Here is an 18,349-nt window from a genome sequence, read left to right as displayed (position 1 = left end):
AAGTGTAGCTATGAGGGGGCAGTTGCATTAGCTTGTATATTTATTTGGCTACCTTTATCGGGTAAATTCTATACTTGAAATGTCAACAGACCCTAGTTTTATTTATCGATTCATAAAACCGTGAGATGTATCACTAAAAGTGGTAAAACCCACAAACCTTTCGCAGGTTTTACCAAAGAAAATTCAGTTTAATCCAAAGATTAAAAATTAACGTGAAACACGATTCCAGGCATCACGCACTGCAAATTTAGCCTGTTCCCAGTTTAAACGTGATTCGCCTTTCATTTGTTCCCATTTCAGTCTCAAATCAGGTTCTACGTCTTCAAAACGGGTATGGGCATCATAGCTGCCACGGTTTTCATAACCAACTCGATAGGCCGTATCATAATCACGGTCATAATCCAGATCGCTATAGGTGGTACGAGCATCTGAATAATATGGCGTATTGATCGAATTATCACGCCAGTAAGCTTGCTCTTCTGTTGGATTTATAGTTTCGCCTACACCTTTACCTGCCAGACCACCAACAACAGCACCAACTACACCACCGACAGCGACACCCACTGGCCCGCCTGCAGCACCAATGGCTGCACCTGCAGCTGCGCCACCTGCAGCACCTACACCTGTACCTACAGGATGTGCGCCAGGTTCACCAGTAATTGGATCGGCATTTAAATCATCACGGACATCTTTAGGCGCATTCTTAATTACATCACGATCAAAATTATCATTCGACATAGAGCTTATCCTTATTCTTTAAAATGGTTTTATCACGTATTTTCATACGTTCTATTTAATATAAGCTTCTGGCATGTAATGACATTAGCAGGCGTGTGTTGTTTCAGTGACTCTCTGTGAGGCTTTCATGCACTAATGTATCCTGAATCAAGTGAAAGCCGCATAAAAAAGACCGGTTTGATACCGGTCTTTTTTAGATTAAAACAGCTTAGTCAAAATGAATGACTGTACGGATCGATTTGCCTTCATGCATCAGGTCAAAAGCTTCATTGATCTGATCTAATGGCATGGTATGAGTCACAAAAGGTTCAAGCTGAATTTCACCTTTCATCGATTGCTCTACCATTCCCGGTAATTGTGAACGGCCTTTCACCCCACCAAACGCAGTACCCATCCATTTACGACCTGTGACTAACTGGAATGGACGAGTTGAAATTTCTTTACCTGCACCGGCTACACCAATAATCACCGACTGACCCCAGCCACGATGCGCACATTCTAGTGCTGAACGCATTACATCTACATTACCGATACATTCGAATGAATGGTCTACACCCCAACCGGTCATTTCGACAATCACTTGCTGAATCGGCTGATCATAGTCTTTTGGATTCAGGAAATCTGTCGCACCAAACTGTTTCGCCAGCTCAAATTTATCCGGATTGGTATCAATCACAATGATACGGCCGGCTTTGGCCTGACGTGCGCCTTGCACTACAGCAAGACCAATACCACCTAAACCAAATACTGCAACACTGTCACCTTCCTGCACTTTAGCAGTGTTATGTACCGCACCAATACCAGTAGTCACACCACAGCCCAGCAGGCAAACATGCTCATGGTTGGCTTCAGGATTAATTTTTGCCAGAGAAACTTCAGCAACCACGGTATATTCAGAAAAAGTCGAACAACCCATATAATGATAGATCGGCTCGCCATTATAAGAGAAACGGGTCGTACCATCTGGCATGACGCCTTTACCTTGGGTCGCACGCACAGCAACACACAGATTGGTCTTACCTGATTTACAGAACAAGCATTCGCCGCACTCAGCAGTATAAAGTGGAATAACGTGATCGCCCGGTTTCAGGCTGGTGACACCTTCACCTACTTCAACGACCACACCCGCACCTTCATGACCCAAAATTGCAGGAAATACACCTTCAGGATCTTCACCAGACAAGGTAAATGCATCGGTATGACACACGCCTGTATGGCTAATTTTTACCAGTACTTCACCTGCTTTTGGTGGAGCAACATCCACTTCTACAATTTCTAATGGCTGGCCTGGACCAAACGCAACTGCTGCACGTGATTTCATGTAAAACTGTCCTTTTTTTGCTGATTTACAGATGACTAACAGTAACCTCTTTCTATTCGGAGATTCAACTATTAACATCACCAGATAAGGAATAAAAGATCCTATAATTAATGGAACATCAATGACTAAACCTTCGCCCTTTGTATGTTTGAGCATTTTTACTTTTAGCATCATGCTTTCTGGCTGTGAACTGGCTCCCAACACTGCTGAAGAAGCGAAAATCACGCCGGTTCGACCTGCGCACTGGATCGACAATCAACTTTCAAAACAACAGATCAATAGCGGTAAAACGGCTTTCTTGCCGCTCTATGATGGCTTTATGAGTATGGCAGCGCGTCTGCACCTGATTAACAAGGCCAAATATCATCTGGATCTACAGTATTACATCTGGAAGGATGATTATATTGGCAATATGATCTTATCCCAGCTCTTAAAAGCCGCCGATCGCGGTGTCAAAGTGCGGGTTCAGATTGACGATCAAAATGGCACCCAGCTTGATGACAAGCTTCTTGCTCTAAGCCAACATCCAAATTTTGAAGTCCGGATTTTTAATCCCTATAAATTTCGTCATTTACGTGCGCTGGATTATGGCTTCCGGATGAAAAAGGTCAATCATCGTATGCACAATAAACTGATCATTGCAGACGGAACTGCAGCCGTGACCGGCGGCCGCAATATCAGCAGTGAATACTTTGATGCCAGTGAAGATTTTCAATTCACCGATGTGGATATATTCTTCGCGGGTCAAAGCGTAACAGATGCCAATCAAACTTTTATTAACTTCTGGAATGATGATCTGAGTTATGACGTTCGACAGGTGCTGAATGATGCCGGCCATCCTGAAATGCTTAAAAGGCTCAGAACTGAATTTGCACGTGAAGATGTCGATGAAACTGAACTCAAACGCCGGGTGGGCATTGCCGAGAAACAAGTCGAACAACACTTAAAAAAACAACCCATTCACTGGGCGCCGGCTTATTTTGTCGCGGATAGTCCCGCAAAAGCCCGTCCTCATGCCAAAAATGGCGATTATATTTATACCCATATGCTCGAATTGATGGGTGAGCCGAAAAAACATCTGGAACTGGTGTCCTCATATTTTATTCCCACGCAAAAAGGGGCCGACTATTTAACCCGTCGTGCGCAACAGGGGGTGAAAATCAGAATCCTGACCAACTCTTTTCAGGCCAATGATGTGGCCGCAGTGCATGCCTATTATCAGCAATATCGTCAGCAATTATTGAAAAGTGGCATCGAACTCTGGGAATTTAAACCCTACATTGTCCGGCCGGAACGCACCTGGTATGAAATTATGACCGGAGACATCATCCCGGCTAAAAACAAAAACAGCTCTAGTTTGCATGCCAAATTCTTTGATCTGGATGGCATGGTGTTTGTGGGTTCATTTAATTTTGATCCGCGTTCGGCCTATCTGAATACCGAAGTCGGTCTGGTCATTGAGTCGGAAGATTTTCAGAAGGAAATTGCCAGTGCGATGGATCAGTACTTACCACGCGTGGCTTATCAGCTTAAACTGAATGAAAAAAATGAAATGATTTGGCTAGAACATCAAAAAGATGGCCGTAGCATTCAACATCTACATGATCCGGAAACTACAAAATTCCAGCGTTTTATGATGAATCTGGTGACGGAATTTCCTGGTGAATGGCTAATGTAATGACATTGGAATGATCTCAAAATTACATGATATGGAAAGCCCGTATTTCGAGAATGGCTGCTTAAACTAACTTAGCCTAATCATCGTTTAAAAGGTTTTACAGTCTATTGCGCTTACTTTAGAATTACACTTTTCTCGTATTTTGCGATTGTTCGCCCTCCACTCCCATGCAATTTTTTGATCTAAGCCGTCAGTTTAAGTTCAGTGATATTCTGACACCTGTAAAAACCCTCCATGATTTATCCCAACAAGAATGGTATTTGGCCAAGATTCGGGTGGAACATGACTGTCTGTCCGACTCCGATACGGTCGAGGGCCAGGTGGTTTTGAAATCTAGTGAAAATATTCAGCTCGAACTGGAATGGCTGATTCAGGATAGTGGTTATGAACTACAGGTTTTATTTAAAGGTATAGAAACCGAAGCCAATGATGAGACCGGCATTATGTTGAAAGGTGCACAACTGGTCGATGAACAGCAGCAAGTACTTTCTGCCCAAGCGTTGAGCTTATGGATTGATGGCACTCTTTTGCCGATGCTGCCTGAGATTCGTCAGGAAATTAAAGCACGTTTAAATTTGTGGGATTATGTCGAATACGATGGCTAATCACCGAGTTTTGCATTTTTTAAAGAGCCCATGTGGCTCTTTTTTATAATCTGAATAACGTTTTAGATTGATCAAACTGCCGTAGCTTCAGTTTTTTCAGGCAATGCCGAGCTGGGTAAGTTGTTATAAAATTTATAAAAAATAAAAAGAGAATCACGACATGATTTCTGATAGTGAATGGCAACAGATTCGCCAGGTGGTCGCTGATGCACAACGGGCTGCCATGCATTGCTCTATTGTAACGGTCAACTCTAAAGGCTTTCCTAGCATTACTCCGATCGGAACCGTATTCCTCAACAAAAAGACCAGCACGGGTTTCTTCTTTGATACTTATTCCACTACTTTTTCTGAGAATTTACAGCATCAGCCGATGGCCTGCATACAGGCTGTGAACAGTAGCAAACTGTTTTGGTTTCATTCGTTACTTAAAGGGAAATTTAAGCGTTATCCAGGAGTACGCTTATATGCAGAAATTGGGCCTTTACGTCCGGCCTCACCTGAGGAAATACAGCAGGTGGAGTCGCGTATTCGAGCTTTAAAATGGACCAAAGGTGGCCAGTTAATCTGGTCCAGCTTTCATCATGTCCGGGAGATTAAAATCAATAGCTATCGTTGGGTCGAATATCCAAATATGTGAATAAATAAGGCTTATAACTTACAAATAGTAAGTTTGTTTCTTATCTGCAGCCTAAAATTTATTTAATCATTTTTATCAGATTATTAGACTAAATATTAAACCAGACCCACGTGCTCAAACATTGTCCGGTAACTTTCGGCTTTTTTCTCTAAGGAAACAGGATAAGCTCGAGAAGATGAAGGCATGCGATATAAATACAGATCACGTCCGACAAAATGGGCCTGACTAGGTTGACCAATACTCGGCTTTAAAGTCCCTTCAGGCATGGACAGCATCATGGTGTCTGTGGCCTTGTCGCCTGTGGTCATAATATGATTGCACTGCGGCATTTGGCTGAGCAGTTGCTCAATATTGGTGGGTACTACAATTTCCAAAAATTTGTCTGAAGCATTGCCCTTTAAACGCCGGATCTGATAGCCACTATCAAAAATCGCAATCCCCGTTTCTGTTAAAAACTCCCGGATCAATTGTTCCTGAAATTTTTTATTGGGTAGATCTAAAAAGTAATCTTTATTTTCAAAGAAAATCAGTCCAAAAATCCGCCACATATCATTTTGATAGTTTGGATAATAAAAGTTCATTTTCCAGCGTGTGGCAGGTGGCGGAAAACTACCCAACATCAGTAATTTGGCATTGGGCGGTAAAAATGGCGGTAGCGGATGCGTTTCAATATCAGACATAGAATTAACTAAATTGAGAGATTTCAACTATTTTAGAAGGTCTTCCGAATCTTGCCAGCTACTTCTTGTCCCCAAAGTGTATAAACTTCCTTACTCGGATGAAAACCATCTGCAGCCATTTGTAAATTCATGGCACGATACTTCTCAATATCGTATTCAATCCATTGCATATTCACTTGCTGATTCACAAAATTTTCTAGTTGCTGGTTCATCTGTTTAGCATACTGGCCAAATAGCCAGGCTAAAGGATTCGGTAGCGCCGGAAACATATTCATTGGCGGCACACCGGCAGCAATGATCAGTTTCGGACTAAATTTTTGCTGAATTTTACTATAAAGCTGTTCCTGTTTCTGAATCCAAACCTCGACAGGTATCAGTTTGGTCACATCATTGACGCCAACCGACGTGACGATTACATCATAGTGCTGGACTTCTATTTGGTCCAAAGCATGAATTACTTTTGAGCTGGTATCGCCTGTTTTGGCCTGTAATTTCCAGTCAATTTCAAAGTCATCTTTCAGTTCATGCAGAATTGCACCCAGTAATGCGTCATCCTGATGTTCTACTCCTACACCTGCTGCTGCCGAATCCCCTAAAATCAGCAGAGACAGTTTGTTGCCGGTTCCGGTTTGACCTTCACGTGCACCTTCAGGTTCCGGCAGTCTTAGGGTATTTTTCTTGACACGATTACCCTGAATGACAAGTGCAGGAATCAAGGCAATGGTGGCGGCTTTCAGCAACATAGCGGGCTAATTTATATAGGGATATACTTAATTTTACCTGAGTTTATTCTTTTGAACTATTTCCTCAACAGTCATTTTAAATGAATGTTCACCTAAATTTAACTAAGATAGGATTCTTGCAAAATACAGGCTTATACATCTTGCCATTGGGTAAAACATCAAGGATAAATATAAAAAAATCCCGCTTAAAAACGGGATTTCTTATGGAAATTAAAGCTTAGATTTTATAGTCATTCCAGCGATTCATACGCTTAAAAGTTCCCACATCATTAAAACGCACGCCCACTTCTTTCATTACTTTATGCGCCGTTTTGGACGTCAGTTGACGGATATAAAATGGCTCTTTGACCACAAAATGATGAATCGCATGGGTCGAACCAAAATTACAGCAGAATAACTGGAACGGAACCATCCACCATGGATTGAGCACTTGGGTTTGTTTGATCACATCACGTGGATCAATATCGCCATAGTAATGCATATTTGAGCTGACAAACTGCAAGCTAAAAGAACGGATAAAGTTCGGAATCACCCAGATGACTGCCAGCAGATTTACAATCGGCATCGCGTCGACAATGCCTTGCGACCAGAGCATCTCATAACCGAATAGCGGTGAAACTGCATTTAAACCATGAAAGACCACAAACAGGTAGCACAATCCATAGTAAATAATGCTGAGAGGCAAAAAGCCAAATAGCTGAGAAATCATGGCAATTTTACGTTCTTTTTCAGGCTGTTTTTCCAGAAAAAGATGAATCATTTTAATCATCTGAAATGGACGCAGATACACTGACATCAACTGGTCACTAATCACCAGAATTCGGCGAATGCCCCAAGGCATACCATTACTGATGCCACGTTCTTCCAGGTCATGTTCAGTGCCTGAATATTTATGATGATGCAAATGTAAACGACGACGTGCCCACGGACTGATGGTGTTTGGACGTGCCAACCAGACCAGTGCCAGCATCAGATGATGTGCCCAAGGTGTTTTTTTGAAATACATATAATGAATCAGGTCATGTTCCAATTCATGGGTCAATGACGCAAAAATCGCAATCAAGGGAATGGTAAACCATGCTGAGAGATAACCTGTTCCATATGCTACCGCGCATGCAATCATGCCTGCCCAGGCAAAGCCTAAAATACTCGCACCTATAAAGTTCTGATGTTTGAGTATGGGATAACGAGCACGCACCTCTTCCCCGGCCTGGGTAACGATACTTCTGACCTTGGAGATTCGCTGCTGGTCAGTCATATCCGCAGATGTAGACATATGGACAACCTTTAATTTCTGAACGGTTGTACATTAAAGGAAATTCTAAAAAAGAGAAGTTATCTTTCCACTTTTAGAGTGAGTATGTCTAAGTTTTGGACAGTTTGGAAAAGTTCTTAAAATTGGCGAAAATTAGGAAAAGTAAAAGATGGTCTTTCTCATGAAACGAAAATTTAAAAGTAATTGATTTAATTGCAAATTCATCAATAAAATAAAAATATAATTTTTGATAATTTAAAACTTTATTTTAATAATCAATATATTAGGATTTATAAGATTTCGCTTTTTTGTAAATTCAAGCTATACATTTTTTAGAAAAAAATACTGATTCAGAAATTTTTCTCAGTTTGTCATAAAAAATAAAAAGAGAAGCGCTCTAGCTTCTCTTTTTATAGATCTAAGAGCGCTTTTAACCTAACTTGTTCACCAGTTTAAGTGGTAATACTTTCATGGCTAGACCGAGTGGCAACCAAGGCCATTTCGGCACATAAGCCTTAACTGGTGCTTTTTCAATTTCTGCTGCCAATAAACGCGAACCAGTTTTTTCATCTACTTCAAAAGGTAGCTTTTTTGCCCCTTCATTAATTTCAGTACGAATATATCCTGGGAAAATGGTGGTCACTTTTATTGGCGTATCGATCAATTCAGCTCGAATGCCTTCCGCTAAATGAGCCACGCCGGCCTTACTTGCACCATAAGCCGTTAAATGTTTTGGCATACCGCGCATTGCACTCATAGATGAAATCATCACCAGATGGCCAGAGTTTTGTGCACGGAAGATTTCAACTGCAGCTTCACATTGTGCTAATGCCGAAATAAAGTTGGTTTCAACCGTGGCTTTATTGATAGCAAAATTACCTTTACCAATCCGGCGGCCCTCACCGACACCAGCATTCACAATAACTCGGTCAATGGTGCCAAAGTCTTCTTTAAAAGCACGAAACACTTCAAACACTTGATCGTAATCGGTGACATCTAGTGTTTTGGCAATGACTTTGATGCCATATTGGCTTTCCAGTTCCTGCTTTAAGATTTCCAGACGCTCCAAACGACGTGCACAAATCGCCAGGTTATAGCCTTTTTTCGCAAATTCACGTGCCATACCGGCGCCGATCCCTGAACTTGCACCGGTAATTAAAATTGTTTTAGCCATGTATTTACCCTATTCCTTTATTTTTCTAGCGTATTAGGTTTTCAATCTCATTTTAAATCCAGGTCAATAAGTCTGGACGCTGTGCTTTAATAAAATGATGTTCATTTAAACTGAGTAGTTGCGGTTCATTACCCACCAGACGTAGTGTCGTGATACTGGTATTGGTAATCGCCCAGTTCAGAGCAAAGGTTTTCTCCGGACTAAGGCCCAAAATTTTGCCTACAGCCACAGAAATCACCCCACCTGAGGTATAAACTACTGCATAGCGTGGTCGGCTTTTGGACAACTGGTCACACAGATTTTCTAAGCCGCTTTCCACGCGTGCTTTGAAACTTGGCCAAGATTCATCATATTCATGGTGATAATCATCGCCAGTCCAGCGTGCAATTGCACCGCTAAAAATCTTGCTCAGATAATCCCGTGGATTTTCATGTTCTGATACATCCTGTTTCAGCAATTCAGGCTGATTAAAGCGCGGCTCATAACGGGCGAATACCTGCTGATGATTAAATTCATTCCAGGCACTATCGGTCAGAATCTCACTTTCCGGAAAACATTTGTCCAGTGATAATTGCGCTGTCTGTTGATGGCGTTGCATGGAACCAGCCACCACATAAGGCGCTTCTTTCAGGATTTCTTCAAAATAGCGACCCAAAAGCTTTGCCTGTAACTCGCCGTTGGGCGAAAGTTGATCGTAACTTTCTGCGCCAAAAGAGGCCTGGCCATGCCGGATCAAGTAAATGGTAGTCATTTTGGCATTATCTCTTTAAATTTAAGCACATACTTTTGTGCAATCTCATTGGCTTCCAGTTTTTGCTTGCCAATCAGTTTTAAGGCACGAATATGCAAGGCATGAATCACCACCCAGAAATCCTTGAATGCTGGATTATTAGTCTGTTTATGGTAATAACGATAATAGATCTGCTGGGCAATGACCGCGAGACGGAATACACCAAACACCTCATAAAATGTCCAGTTCTCAGGCTGCAAACCGGTTTTTTCAAGATAATAATCTACGACCTCTTTACGGGTAAACATACCTTTTAGATTGGTCGGCTGACGACGAGTCGCTTTAAAAATGGCATTATCGGTATCTTCTACCCAATAGGCCAAGGCAGAACCTAGATCCATGAGCGGATCGCCAAGGGTGGCCATTTCCCAGTCCAGTACACCAATCACTTCAGTCGGATTTTCCGGATTTAAGATGACATTATCAAAACGCCAGTCATTATGAATCACACAGGTTTTGGAATCAGAAGGAATATTGTCTTTCAGCCAGTTGCGTACATATTTAAAGGATGGAACATTCAGCGTTTTGGCCTTTTCATAACGAGCATCCCAGCCTTCGACCTGACGGCGACAATAGCCTTCACCCTTACCGAGATTTTTAAGTTCGGTCCCTTGATAAGGCACCTGATGCAGTTCGATCAGTTTATCAATCACATTGATACATAAAGTTCGGATATCGGATTCAGTAAGCTGCAGCTCAGGTGGCATTTTGGCGCGAGGGATAATTCCTTCCAGACGTTTCATCACATAGAAATCACAACCAATGACCGATTCATCTTGACAAAGCGCCACCATTTCAGGCACCACAGGATAATGTTCAGCCAAGGCTTTCTGCACATGATATTCACGTGCCATGTCATGTGCAGATTTGGCTTTGGTACCGTGCGGCGGACGACGTAAAATTAGATCGGCATTGGTATACTGTAAACGGTAGGTCCAGTTTGAAGCTCCGCCTGAATATTGGGTCACTTGCACAGGGCCTTCAACATTCACATTTTGCTGAATTAACCAATTGGTGATGGCTTGTACATCCAGTTCTTCACCTTGACGAACTGCTCCACCTACATCAATAACCGCCATAATTTTTCCTTAAAATTTTTTAATACGTTGCAATCTTCTAGTTAAAGCCAGTTTATTTTTTGCGACGAGTACTGTAGCCACGTTTAGCCAGTTCCAGTTTGGCAATCATGCCTTTATGTACTTCATCTGGACCATCGGCCAAACGCAAGGCACGTGCCTGGGCAAAAAATCCGGTTAATGGTGTATCTCGAGAAACACCGGCACCGCCGTGGATCTGGATGGCCATATCGACGACTTTTTCCAGCACACTTGGCGCAACGACTTTAATTGCAGAAATTTCAGTCAGTGCCGCCATATTCCCTAAAGTATCCATTTTATAGGCAGCATACAAGGTCAAAAGACGGGCCTGATCAATCGCAACCCGTGCTTCCGCGACACGTTCCAGATTGCCGCCAAGTTTTAAAATTTCTTTGCCAAATGCGCTACGGCTCATACCACGGTCAATCATCAACTCTAAGGATTTTTCCGCAGCCCCGATGCAGCGCATGCAATGATGAATACGACCTGGTCCTAAGCGACCTTGAGCAATTTCAAAGCCCTGACCGGCACCGCCAATAAAATTCGAAACAGGGACACGGACATTTTCAAAGCTGACTTCGCCGTGGCCATGCGGAGCATCGTAGTCACCAAACACTGGCAGCATACGTTCAATTTTTACCCCTGCGGTATCTACCGGAACTAGAACCATCGAATGCTGATGATGACGGTCTTTTGTTTCATCTGGAGTATGTGCCATAAAAATAATGATTTTAGTATTTGGATCACCCAGACCTGATGACCACCATTTACGACCATTCAGAACAATCTCATCACCTTGAATTACCGCCGTTGCCTGCATATTGGTGGCATCACTGGATGCAACTGCAGGTTCAGTCATACAAAAGACCGAACGGATTTTCCCTTCTAATAGTGGCTTCAGCCATTGCTGTTTCTGTTCTTCAGAACCATAACGCCACAATACTTCCATATTGCCGCTATCTGGCGCATTACAGTTAAATACGACTGGTGCAATCAGGCTACGACCTGAAAGTTCGGCAATATGTGCATATTCCTGAACCGATAAACCTTGGCCAAGTTCAGGACAAGGGAGAAACATATTCCAAAGGCCAGCTGCCTTGGCTTTGGCTTTTAAGCTTTCCAGTTCTGCAGGCCATTGCCATTTGGTCCAGTCGCCGCCTTGGTTCAACTCATGAACTTGCTGCCAGAAATCAGCTTCAACTGGTTCAATTTCCTCAGCAATAAATTTTTTGGTTCTATTTAAATAATCTTGTGCACGTGCTGAAAGCTCAAACATCTCTTTATCCCTCTAAATATTCTAATTCATACGCTTTACAACACCTTAACCCAAAACCTATTATGAATAAAATGATTTTACTCCATACATTATTATGCATAGCATTCATTCTAAAACAGTCATGGACCTGCGAAATTTTCATCGTATCGACATTAACCTTTATCCGCTTTTTATGGCAATTTATGAGCAGAACAGTATTTCTAAAGCTGCACAGATTTTATCAGTTAGCCAGTCTGCTGCCAGTCATGCTTTACAACGTTTAAGACAGCATTTACAGGATGATTTATTTGTACGTACTGGCAGCAAAATGCAACCTACGCCGTTTGCGGAACAGATCTATCCTGAGCTGAAGAATGCACTTTTTGCGATTCAAAATATTTCAATACAGCATCAGCACTTCAGACCGGAAATGATTCAGAGTTTGAAAATTGCCGTACATGATGAAATTGAGCCAATGATCTTTCCCAGACTGGTTCAGCACTTTCAACAACTCAATCTGGAAATTCAACTTAGCAGCATGAAGCTGGACCGTAAAAATATAGCAGCAGACCTCGCCTCTCAACAGGTCGATTTTGTCATAGATCTGGAACAAAACATTGCTGAAAAAATCCAGTTTGAGCGTCTGGTTCAAGATGAATTTGTAGTGTGTACACAATTAACAGAAATGAATGAGCAGATTTATCTTGCCTCACCTCATATTGGCGTGTCATCACGCCGTACTGGCGTTTTAGTTGAGGATATTTATTTAAGCCGTAAACAATATTCACGACAGATTTTTTTACGCTGTCAGCATTACTCAACTGCTCTGCAAATTTTGGAACAACAAAAGACAGCTATGCTGACTATTCCTAAAAATGTATTGGTACATTTACAATTGGCTACCAGTCTAAATATTTTTGAAGTCCCTGTGGAACTGCCGAAAATTAATATGGGGATATATTGGCATAAGGATTTGCACGAGAATAAGAGACATCAATTTTTGAGAGCTGAAATTTATAAAATTTTTACTTAGGCTATTTATAAAGAAATTTAAATTGCTTAGGCTATTTTATATATAAGTTTAGATGGTTGCAGATTCATCTTTTCGCCAGAAAAATATACTTAGGCTATTTTAGCTGGTACAAAACTAAACACTGAGTGATTAGCTTTTAATCCGTAGATCTACTGGCTTTGCTCTAGAATGGCTCGACTTTTAGCTGTGATTTTACAGCTGGTTTTGCTGATTTGGATCTTGCCTTTGTTAAATCTCTCCACCACCTGGCAAATTGTGCTGGGTCTAGTACTGCTATGTTTTTCTTATTATCTGCTGCATAAGATTACAGTTTATTTAAAAGATGTTTTCCGTCCCTTTAAGAAAGGCAAAAAATACTGGTGCCGTGTAAAAGCTGTAAGTGACGGTGATACCCTCACCTGCTACCGTTTTAACATTCGTCGCTCTGAAACCAAATTGCGCTTTGCTTTTGTCGATGCCCCCGAATCATCGCAAGCCTATGGTAAAGAATCGCAGCGCCTGGTCAAAAGCATGGTGAATAATAAAATGATTCGGGTCAAGATAACCGACATTGACCGTTATGGCCGTTGTGTCGGTGTGGTCTATCGCTATCGCAAAAATATCAATGAAGAGATTGTCAAACGTGGTGCAGCGTGGGTCTATGAAGAATATATTAAGGACAAAAATCATTTACGCTATATGATGGAGCTGCAAAATAAAGCCAAGAAACAGAAAAAAGGTCTTTGGAAAAGTAGCCGTCCTGTACGTCCAAGTGTTTATCGTAAACAGGTAAAATCGTCAATTTGATTTTATCAAATATAAATTGCAAATAATAAAAAGTGATCAGGACATTCAGATCACTTTTTTTCATTTATTTTAGTTTTACCGATTTAATAAGCCAAATGCACCAGAAAGCGGAATGCGCCAGCAATCAGAGCCAGCGTTAAAAATCCTGCCAGCCATAATCCTAAAAACCATAATGCCTGTTTGCCTTTCATGACCACTCCTTAATGATAGCCATCATCGCCGACCCTGACCTTATGCCGGAACACCCAATAGGACATACCCGTATAAATCACAATAATTGGAATCAGGATCAAAGCACCAATCAAAGCAAATAACTGGCTATTTTCATGCGCTGCTGCCTGCCAGATTGTTACGCTCGGCGGAATAATATATGGCCATAGACTGATCAAGAATCCAGTATAAGCGAGGAAAACCAGAACCAGCATATAGGTAAATGGACCTAATTCACTGCGTCTTTTACAGGCACGTAAGGCCAGCCAGGTAAATAGCAGAACCAGAACTGGAACTGGCATAAAATAGGTGAATTGTGGCTGACTAAACCAGCGTTCGGCAATCTGTGGATGGGTCAACGGCGTATAAATACTGACAGCACCCAATATGATCAGCAAGGCAATAATCAGCTTAGGCATTAGTTTAAACATTCGATCCTGCAAATCATCTCCGGTTTTATAGATTAGCCAGCCACAGCCTAATGCCGTATAGAGCACCACCACACTGATTCCGGTGAAGATGCTGAATGGAGTGAGCCAGTCCAGACCACCACCAACATAGACACCATTTCGAGTTTCAATGCCCTGAATATAAGCGCCTAAAATCATGCCTTGCAGGAAACTGGTGATCGCAGAACCACCGATAAAGGCTTTATCCCACCAATGCTTACTGCGGTTTGCCTTGAAGCGGAATTCAAAAGCCACGCCGCGGAAAATCAAGGCAATCACCATCAGAATAATTGGCATATACAGCGCCGAGAGTACGGTCGAGTAAGCGAGTGGAAAAGCTGCAAATAACCCTGCACCGCCCAAAACCATCCAGGTTTCATTGCCATCCCAGACCGGAGCCACGGTATTCATCATGACATCACGTTCATCCTGATGCGGAAAGAAAGGAAACAAGATGCCGATGCCCAGATCGAAACCATCGAGAATGGTATAAATCAATACACCCAAACCAATAATCACAATCCAGATTAATGATAAATCAATCATTTTTTATCCTCCTGATCCGGTTGTTCAGGAACTTCTTCGATACGTTCGCGAATACTACTTAATGGCCGGCGTGAAGCCTGCACTACATCGCTATCTGATTCATGATCTGGTCGGGTATGAATAAACTCTGGACCTTTGTGCATCAGACGCAACATGTAGTAAATCCCGATACCAAATACCACACAGTAGACGACTACAAAAATAATCAGAGTCAGCCCCACCTGTTCAGCGGAAACCGGAGACAATGCATCCTTGGTACGCATGATGCCGTAGACTACCCAAGGCTGACGGCCGACTTCTGTGGTAAACCATCCCGCCAGCATGGCAATAAATCCGGAAGGTCCCATAATCAAGGCAAATCGATGCAATGCACGGGATTCATAAAAGCGACCACGGGTACGTGCCCACGCTCCCCATAACGCCAGTAACAGCATCAATACGCCGAGTCCGACCATAATCCGGAAGCTCCAGAACACCACCAGCGAATTCGGCCGGTCTTCAGGCGCAAAGTCTTTAAGTCCTGTAACCTTTCCATCCATCGAGTGGGTTAAAATCAGGCTACCCAAGTTGGGAATTGCGACTGCATATTTGGTTTCTTCGGCTTCCATATCTGGAATACCAAAGAGATATAAGGGCATGCCTTCATCATGATTGGTTTCCCAATGCCCTTCCATTGCCGCCAGTTTTGCTGGCTGATGCTCAAGGGTATTAATACCGTGCATATCACCGACGATGACCTGCAAAGGTGCAAGTACCAGAAGCAGCCACATTGCCATGGAAAATGAAGTTTTAACCAGTGCATCGCGACGGCCTTTGATCAGATGCCATGCAGCTGTAGCAGCAACCAGTAAGGCGGAAACCAGAAAGGCAGCCATAGCCATATGGGCCAGACGATAAGGGAAAGATGGGTTAAACACGATAGCAAGCCAATCTTGCGGAACAATCAGGCCATTTTCAATCGCAAAGCCTTGTGGGGTCTGCATCCAGCTATTGGATGATAAAATCCAGAACATGGAAATACAGGTTCCTATCGCAACCATCAAGGTCGAGAAAAAGTGCGCCTTTGGTCCTACTCGACCCCAGCCAAAGAGCATGATGCCCAAGAATCCGGCTTCTAAAAAGAAGGCGGTTAAAACTTCATAAGCCAGCAAGGGCCCAGTCACACTTCCTGCAACCCGGGAAAACTCACTCCAGTTGGTTCCAAACTGGTAGCTCATCACCACACCGGATACGACGCCCATACCAAATGCGACGGCGAAAATTTTCACCCAAAATTTGAACAGATCCTGAAAAATCGGGTTTTGGGTTTTGAGCCAGCGCCATTCCAGAATAGCCAGAAAGCTGGCCAAGCCAATAGAAATTGCCGGAAAAATGATATGAAAAGATACAGTAAAGGCGAACTGTATTCGTGCTAACTCTAATGCAGTTAAACCCAGAGTCATAAGCTTCACCTATGCATTGTTATTTGGCATCTTTGCCCTTCAATTTTTAAGTCATGAATTTTTCTAGTGACATGGTTAGCTTAGGCGTGGCTGTTATAAAAAGTATGTAGTCTTTTGTTGATTATTTTTTAATCAGGTTAAACTGTGTAAACGCTATTGGTAGAGAAAATATTACTCTCAATAATTTTAAAACTCTGCTCTTGAGCTTTGAATAAAACAGGCGTAAATTAGGCCTAAATTTAGTTACTCAGGTTAACTATAAATATGTTTTCCCAATCTCCCCGACTCCGTACGCTGCTATTACGCTGCGCACGACTGATGAGCGATGAGATCAATACGATCTTGTTGTCATCTCAATTAAATTATTCCTTATGGCAGGTGTTATACGTCATCCAGTTAAAGCAGCAATGTACGCTGGCAGATATTTCCAGTTATCTCAATGTATCCAAGCCGGGTATTACCAAGCGGATTCAGCAACTGGTTGAGCTCGATCTGATTGTCCAACTCGAAACTGAAGATAAGCGTCAAAAGCTGTTCAAGCTGAGTGAGCAAGGAATTGAGACCTTTGCGATGTGTTCCACCCAGATCGATGCATTTGAAGATCAGTTGCTTGAGCACATTGCATCAGATGATCTTGAAGGCAGTAAAAATACCTTGATGCAACTCATTCAGCAGTTATATCCCTCATCTCAGGACAGACCTCAATGAGCCAAGAACAAGAAGCGCCTTTATGGACGCCCAATTTTATCCTGATCAGTCTGGTAAATTTCCAGCTGGTTCTGGTGTTCTACTTGCTGGTGATTGTGATTGTCGGCTACTCGGTTGCTGAGCTAGGTGCGTCGACTGCGCAAGCCGGTCTGGTATCAGGTCTGTTTATTGTCGGCACCCTATTCGGACGATTATTGATCGGAAAATTACTGAATCGTCTGGGCCTAAAAAATACGCTTGTCATTGGCCTGACTGGTTTCCTACTCTTTTCCGGACTCTATATGATTCCGACCAAGCTGGAAGTCTTATTAGGTATCCGGCTGATACACGGCTTTATGATGGGTATGGCTTCTACTGTACTGGGTACAGTGATTGCACAGACCATTCCTGCCACACGGCGTGGTGAAGGAATTGGATATTTCAGCATGAGCAGCACCCTTGGCACAGCGATTGGTCCCTTTGTCGGAATCTGGCTGATGACAAATTTTAATTATCAGGTAATTTTTATCTTTACCAGTATCGTTGCGCTCAGCTGCCTGATCTGTGGACTGTTTATCCAGCCACCACGTCTTAAAGCCAGTACGCTAAGCTCATCATCTACTCCACAAAGCACCAGCAAACTGGCCCAATATATTGAACCGAATGCCTTACCCATTGCCGTGATTGTGCTGCTAGTAGCGACGTGTTATTCAGGTATATTGTCGTTTATTCACTTTTATGCCAAAGAAATCAATCTGGTCGAAGCAGCATCATTTTTTTTCCTGATGTATGCCTTTGCCATTCTGCTGTCCCGTCCTTTTACTGGCCCACTCATGGATCGTAAAGGTGAAAATATTATTATCTATCCAGCCATTGTGATTATGGCACTGGGGATATTGCTACTCAGTCAGGCGCAAAACTCTGTGATGTTACTCACTAGTGCAGCGTTACTCGGTTTTGGTTTTGGGAATATCCAGTCGGTGTGTCAAACCATCGCCGTGAAAAGTACGACATTGCAGCGAATGGGACTCGCAACCTCAACCTTCTTTATTGCCCTGGATGCCGGTCTTGGTTTTGGCCCTTATTTCCTGGGTATGCTGCTGGATCAGATCGGTTATCGCCAGCTTTATCTGTTCTCGGCACTGCTCACCCTGAGCTGTCTGATCTGGTATTACCTGCTGCATGGTCGGAAAGCAGGAAAAGTACAGCCTTCTCATTAAAAT

At 42.6% G+C, this 18,349-nt stretch carries 19 protein-coding genes and 1 pseudogene; 8 read left to right on the top strand and 12 right to left on the bottom strand.

From position 1 onward, the window contains the following. Nucleotides 1-78: pseudogene (locus tag ACIG3F_RS12365) on the top strand (IS5/IS1182 family transposase); the annotation flags it as partial. A 129-nt stretch (nucleotides 79-207) separates the two neighbouring features. Here the strand turns inward: ACIG3F_RS12365 and ACIG3F_RS12360 are convergent. Then, entirely contained in the window at nucleotides 208-738 is a 531-nt protein-coding gene (locus ACIG3F_RS12360) for a hypothetical protein (RefSeq protein ID WP_396470173.1), read from the bottom strand. 208 nt (nucleotides 739-946) lie between these two features. Then, a complete protein-coding gene (locus ACIG3F_RS12355) occupies nucleotides 947-2,059 on the bottom strand; it encodes an S-(hydroxymethyl)glutathione dehydrogenase/class III alcohol dehydrogenase (protein ID WP_004280430.1) in 1,113 nt (370 codons plus the stop codon). Nucleotides 2,060-2,180: 121 nt separating this feature from the next. On the opposite strand from ACIG3F_RS12355, the gene ACIG3F_RS12350 reads away from it, so the two are divergent. The 3 genes from ACIG3F_RS12350 (at nucleotide 2,181) to ACIG3F_RS12340 (ending at nucleotide 4,979) form a co-directional block, all read left to right on the top strand. After that, a complete protein-coding gene (locus tag ACIG3F_RS12350) occupies nucleotides 2,181-3,737 on the top strand; it encodes a phospholipase D family protein (protein WP_039902233.1) in 1,557 nt (518 codons plus the stop codon). A 167-nt stretch (nucleotides 3,738-3,904) separates the two neighbouring features. Then, a complete protein-coding gene (locus tag ACIG3F_RS12345) occupies nucleotides 3,905-4,342 on the top strand; it encodes a hypothetical protein (RefSeq protein WP_004280433.1) in 438 nt (145 codons plus the stop codon). Between the two features lie 160 nt (nucleotides 4,343-4,502). Continuing rightward, the gene (locus ACIG3F_RS12340) at nucleotides 4,503-4,979 is read left to right on the top strand and encodes a pyridoxamine 5'-phosphate oxidase family protein (RefSeq protein ID WP_396470172.1); all 477 of its coding nucleotides are present in this window, start codon (nucleotides 4,503-4,505) and stop codon (nucleotides 4,977-4,979) included. A gap of 95 nt (nucleotides 4,980-5,074) precedes the next feature. Here ACIG3F_RS12340 and ACIG3F_RS12335 read toward each other — a convergent pair whose 3' ends face one another. From ACIG3F_RS12335 to ACIG3F_RS12305, 7 genes are all read right to left on the bottom strand, one after another. Next, nucleotides 5,075-5,659 (bottom strand): uracil-DNA glycosylase family protein, encoded by a 585-nt coding sequence (locus ACIG3F_RS12335; RefSeq protein ID WP_004280436.1) that lies wholly within the window; start codon nucleotides 5,657-5,659, stop codon nucleotides 5,075-5,077. A gap of 32 nt (nucleotides 5,660-5,691) precedes the next feature. Next, nucleotides 5,692-6,402, bottom strand: coding sequence for an SGNH/GDSL hydrolase family protein (locus tag ACIG3F_RS12330; RefSeq protein WP_004280437.1), 711 nt, complete (start codon nucleotides 6,400-6,402; stop codon nucleotides 5,692-5,694). 217 nt (nucleotides 6,403-6,619) lie between these two features. Continuing rightward, nucleotides 6,620-7,678: a fatty acid desaturase gene (locus ACIG3F_RS12325; protein WP_004280438.1), complete on the bottom strand. Its 1,059-nt coding sequence runs from the start codon at nucleotides 7,676-7,678 to the stop codon at nucleotides 6,620-6,622. A gap of 409 nt (nucleotides 7,679-8,087) precedes the next feature. Further along, nucleotides 8,088-8,831, bottom strand: coding sequence for an SDR family oxidoreductase (locus ACIG3F_RS12320; protein WP_004280440.1), 744 nt, complete (start codon nucleotides 8,829-8,831; stop codon nucleotides 8,088-8,090). A gap of 52 nt (nucleotides 8,832-8,883) precedes the next feature. After that, nucleotides 8,884-9,582, bottom strand: a complete 699-nt coding sequence (locus ACIG3F_RS12315) for a histidine phosphatase family protein (RefSeq protein WP_004280442.1) — start codon at nucleotides 9,580-9,582, stop codon at nucleotides 8,884-8,886. Further along, complete coding sequence (locus tag ACIG3F_RS12310) at nucleotides 9,579-10,700, bottom strand: phosphotransferase family protein (RefSeq protein ID WP_247144305.1); 1,122 nt, start codon at nucleotides 10,698-10,700, stop codon at nucleotides 9,579-9,581. Before ACIG3F_RS12310 ends, ACIG3F_RS12315 begins: the two co-directional genes overlap by 4 nt. A gap of 52 nt (nucleotides 10,701-10,752) precedes the next feature. Then, complete coding sequence (locus ACIG3F_RS12305) at nucleotides 10,753-11,994, bottom strand: acyl-CoA dehydrogenase family protein (RefSeq protein WP_312328679.1); 1,242 nt, start codon at nucleotides 11,992-11,994, stop codon at nucleotides 10,753-10,755. A 94-nt stretch (nucleotides 11,995-12,088) separates the two neighbouring features. On the opposite strand from ACIG3F_RS12305, the gene ACIG3F_RS12300 reads away from it, so the two are divergent. Continuing rightward, entirely contained in the window at nucleotides 12,089-13,006 is a 918-nt protein-coding gene (locus ACIG3F_RS12300) for a LysR family transcriptional regulator (RefSeq protein WP_005266278.1), read from the top strand. Between the two features lie 168 nt (nucleotides 13,007-13,174). Continuing rightward, nucleotides 13,175-13,792, top strand: coding sequence for a thermonuclease family protein (locus ACIG3F_RS12295; RefSeq protein ID WP_253148646.1), 618 nt, complete (start codon nucleotides 13,175-13,177; stop codon nucleotides 13,790-13,792). Between the two features lie 83 nt (nucleotides 13,793-13,875). Here ACIG3F_RS12295 and ACIG3F_RS12290 read toward each other — a convergent pair whose 3' ends face one another. Genes ACIG3F_RS12290 through ACIG3F_RS12280 form a run of 3 tightly spaced genes read right to left on the bottom strand, consistent with a single transcriptional unit; the run spans nucleotide 13,876 to nucleotide 16,439 of the window. Next, nucleotides 13,876-13,983 carry a DUF2474 domain-containing protein gene (locus tag ACIG3F_RS12290; RefSeq protein ID WP_253148644.1) on the bottom strand — a complete coding sequence of 36 codons (108 nt, stop codon included), beginning with the start codon at nucleotides 13,981-13,983 and terminating at the stop codon, nucleotides 13,876-13,878. Nucleotides 13,984-13,992: 9 nt separating this feature from the next. Continuing rightward, the gene (gene cydB, locus ACIG3F_RS12285) at nucleotides 13,993-14,997 is read right to left on the bottom strand and encodes a cytochrome d ubiquinol oxidase subunit II (RefSeq protein ID WP_396470171.1); all 1,005 of its coding nucleotides are present in this window, start codon (nucleotides 14,995-14,997) and stop codon (nucleotides 13,993-13,995) included. Next, complete coding sequence (locus tag ACIG3F_RS12280) at nucleotides 14,994-16,439, bottom strand: cytochrome ubiquinol oxidase subunit I (protein ID WP_004731186.1); 1,446 nt, start codon at nucleotides 16,437-16,439, stop codon at nucleotides 14,994-14,996. Before ACIG3F_RS12280 ends, cydB begins: the two co-directional genes overlap by 4 nt. Before the next feature lie 264 nt (nucleotides 16,440-16,703). On the opposite strand from ACIG3F_RS12280, the gene ACIG3F_RS12275 reads away from it, so the two are divergent. Next, entirely contained in the window at nucleotides 16,704-17,147 is a 444-nt protein-coding gene (locus tag ACIG3F_RS12275) for a MarR family winged helix-turn-helix transcriptional regulator (RefSeq protein WP_396470170.1), read from the top strand. Beyond that, entirely contained in the window at nucleotides 17,144-18,346 is a 1,203-nt protein-coding gene (locus ACIG3F_RS12270; RefSeq protein ID WP_396470169.1) for an MFS transporter, read from the top strand. Before ACIG3F_RS12275 ends, ACIG3F_RS12270 begins: the two co-directional genes overlap by 4 nt. Nucleotides 18,347-18,349: the final 3 nt, after the last annotated feature.

Source organism: Acinetobacter sp. NPDC052428 (genome assembly GCF_044547685.1).
Taxonomy (GTDB): domain Bacteria; phylum Pseudomonadota; class Gammaproteobacteria; order Pseudomonadales; family Moraxellaceae; genus Acinetobacter; species Acinetobacter lwoffii_G.
This window is presented reverse-complemented; position numbering and strand designations above follow the sequence as displayed.

Coding starts and splice junctions, on each gene's coding strand:
- ACIG3F_RS12315 (WP_004280442.1), bottom strand. CDS start 9,582: ATGACTACCATTTACTTGATCCGGCATGGCCAGGCCTCTTTTGGCGCA.
- ACIG3F_RS12310 (WP_247144305.1), bottom strand. CDS start 10,700: ATGGCGGTTATTGATGTAGGTGGAGCAGTTCGTCAAGGTGAAGAACTG.
- ACIG3F_RS12280 (WP_004731186.1), bottom strand. CDS start 16,439: ATGACTCTGGGTTTAACTGCATTAGAGTTAGCACGAATACAGTTCGCC.
- ACIG3F_RS12325 (WP_004280438.1), bottom strand. CDS start 7,678: ATGTCTACATCTGCGGATATGACTGACCAGCAGCGAATCTCCAAGGTC.
- ACIG3F_RS12355 (WP_004280430.1), bottom strand. CDS start 2,059: ATGAAATCACGTGCAGCAGTTGCGTTTGGTCCAGGCCAGCCATTAGAA.
- ACIG3F_RS12330 (WP_004280437.1), bottom strand. CDS start 6,402: ATGTTGCTGAAAGCCGCCACCATTGCCTTGATTCCTGCACTTGTCATT.
- ACIG3F_RS12340 (WP_396470172.1), top strand. CDS start 4,503: ATGATTTCTGATAGTGAATGGCAACAGATTCGCCAGGTGGTCGCTGAT.
- ACIG3F_RS12350 (WP_039902233.1), top strand. CDS start 2,181: ATGACTAAACCTTCGCCCTTTGTATGTTTGAGCATTTTTACTTTTAGC.
- ACIG3F_RS12305 (WP_312328679.1), bottom strand. CDS start 11,994: ATGTTTGAGCTTTCAGCACGTGCACAAGATTATTTAAATAGAACCAAA.
- ACIG3F_RS12295 (WP_253148646.1), top strand. CDS start 13,175: ATGGCTCGACTTTTAGCTGTGATTTTACAGCTGGTTTTGCTGATTTGG.
- ACIG3F_RS12275 (WP_396470170.1), top strand. CDS start 16,704: ATGTTTTCCCAATCTCCCCGACTCCGTACGCTGCTATTACGCTGCGCA.
- cydB (WP_396470171.1), bottom strand. CDS start 14,997: ATGATTGATTTATCATTAATCTGGATTGTGATTATTGGTTTGGGTGTA.
- ACIG3F_RS12335 (WP_004280436.1), bottom strand. CDS start 5,659: ATGTCTGATATTGAAACGCATCCGCTACCGCCATTTTTACCGCCCAAT.
- ACIG3F_RS12360 (WP_396470173.1), bottom strand. CDS start 738: ATGTCGAATGATAATTTTGATCGTGATGTAATTAAGAATGCGCCTAAA.
- ACIG3F_RS12320 (WP_004280440.1), bottom strand. CDS start 8,831: ATGGCTAAAACAATTTTAATTACCGGTGCAAGTTCAGGGATCGGCGCC.
- ACIG3F_RS12290 (WP_253148644.1), bottom strand. CDS start 13,983: ATGAAAGGCAAACAGGCATTATGGTTTTTAGGATTATGGCTGGCAGGA.
- ACIG3F_RS12345 (WP_004280433.1), top strand. CDS start 3,905: ATGCAATTTTTTGATCTAAGCCGTCAGTTTAAGTTCAGTGATATTCTG.
- ACIG3F_RS12300 (WP_005266278.1), top strand. CDS start 12,089: ATGCATAGCATTCATTCTAAAACAGTCATGGACCTGCGAAATTTTCAT.
- ACIG3F_RS12270 (WP_396470169.1), top strand. CDS start 17,144: ATGAGCCAAGAACAAGAAGCGCCTTTATGGACGCCCAATTTTATCCTG.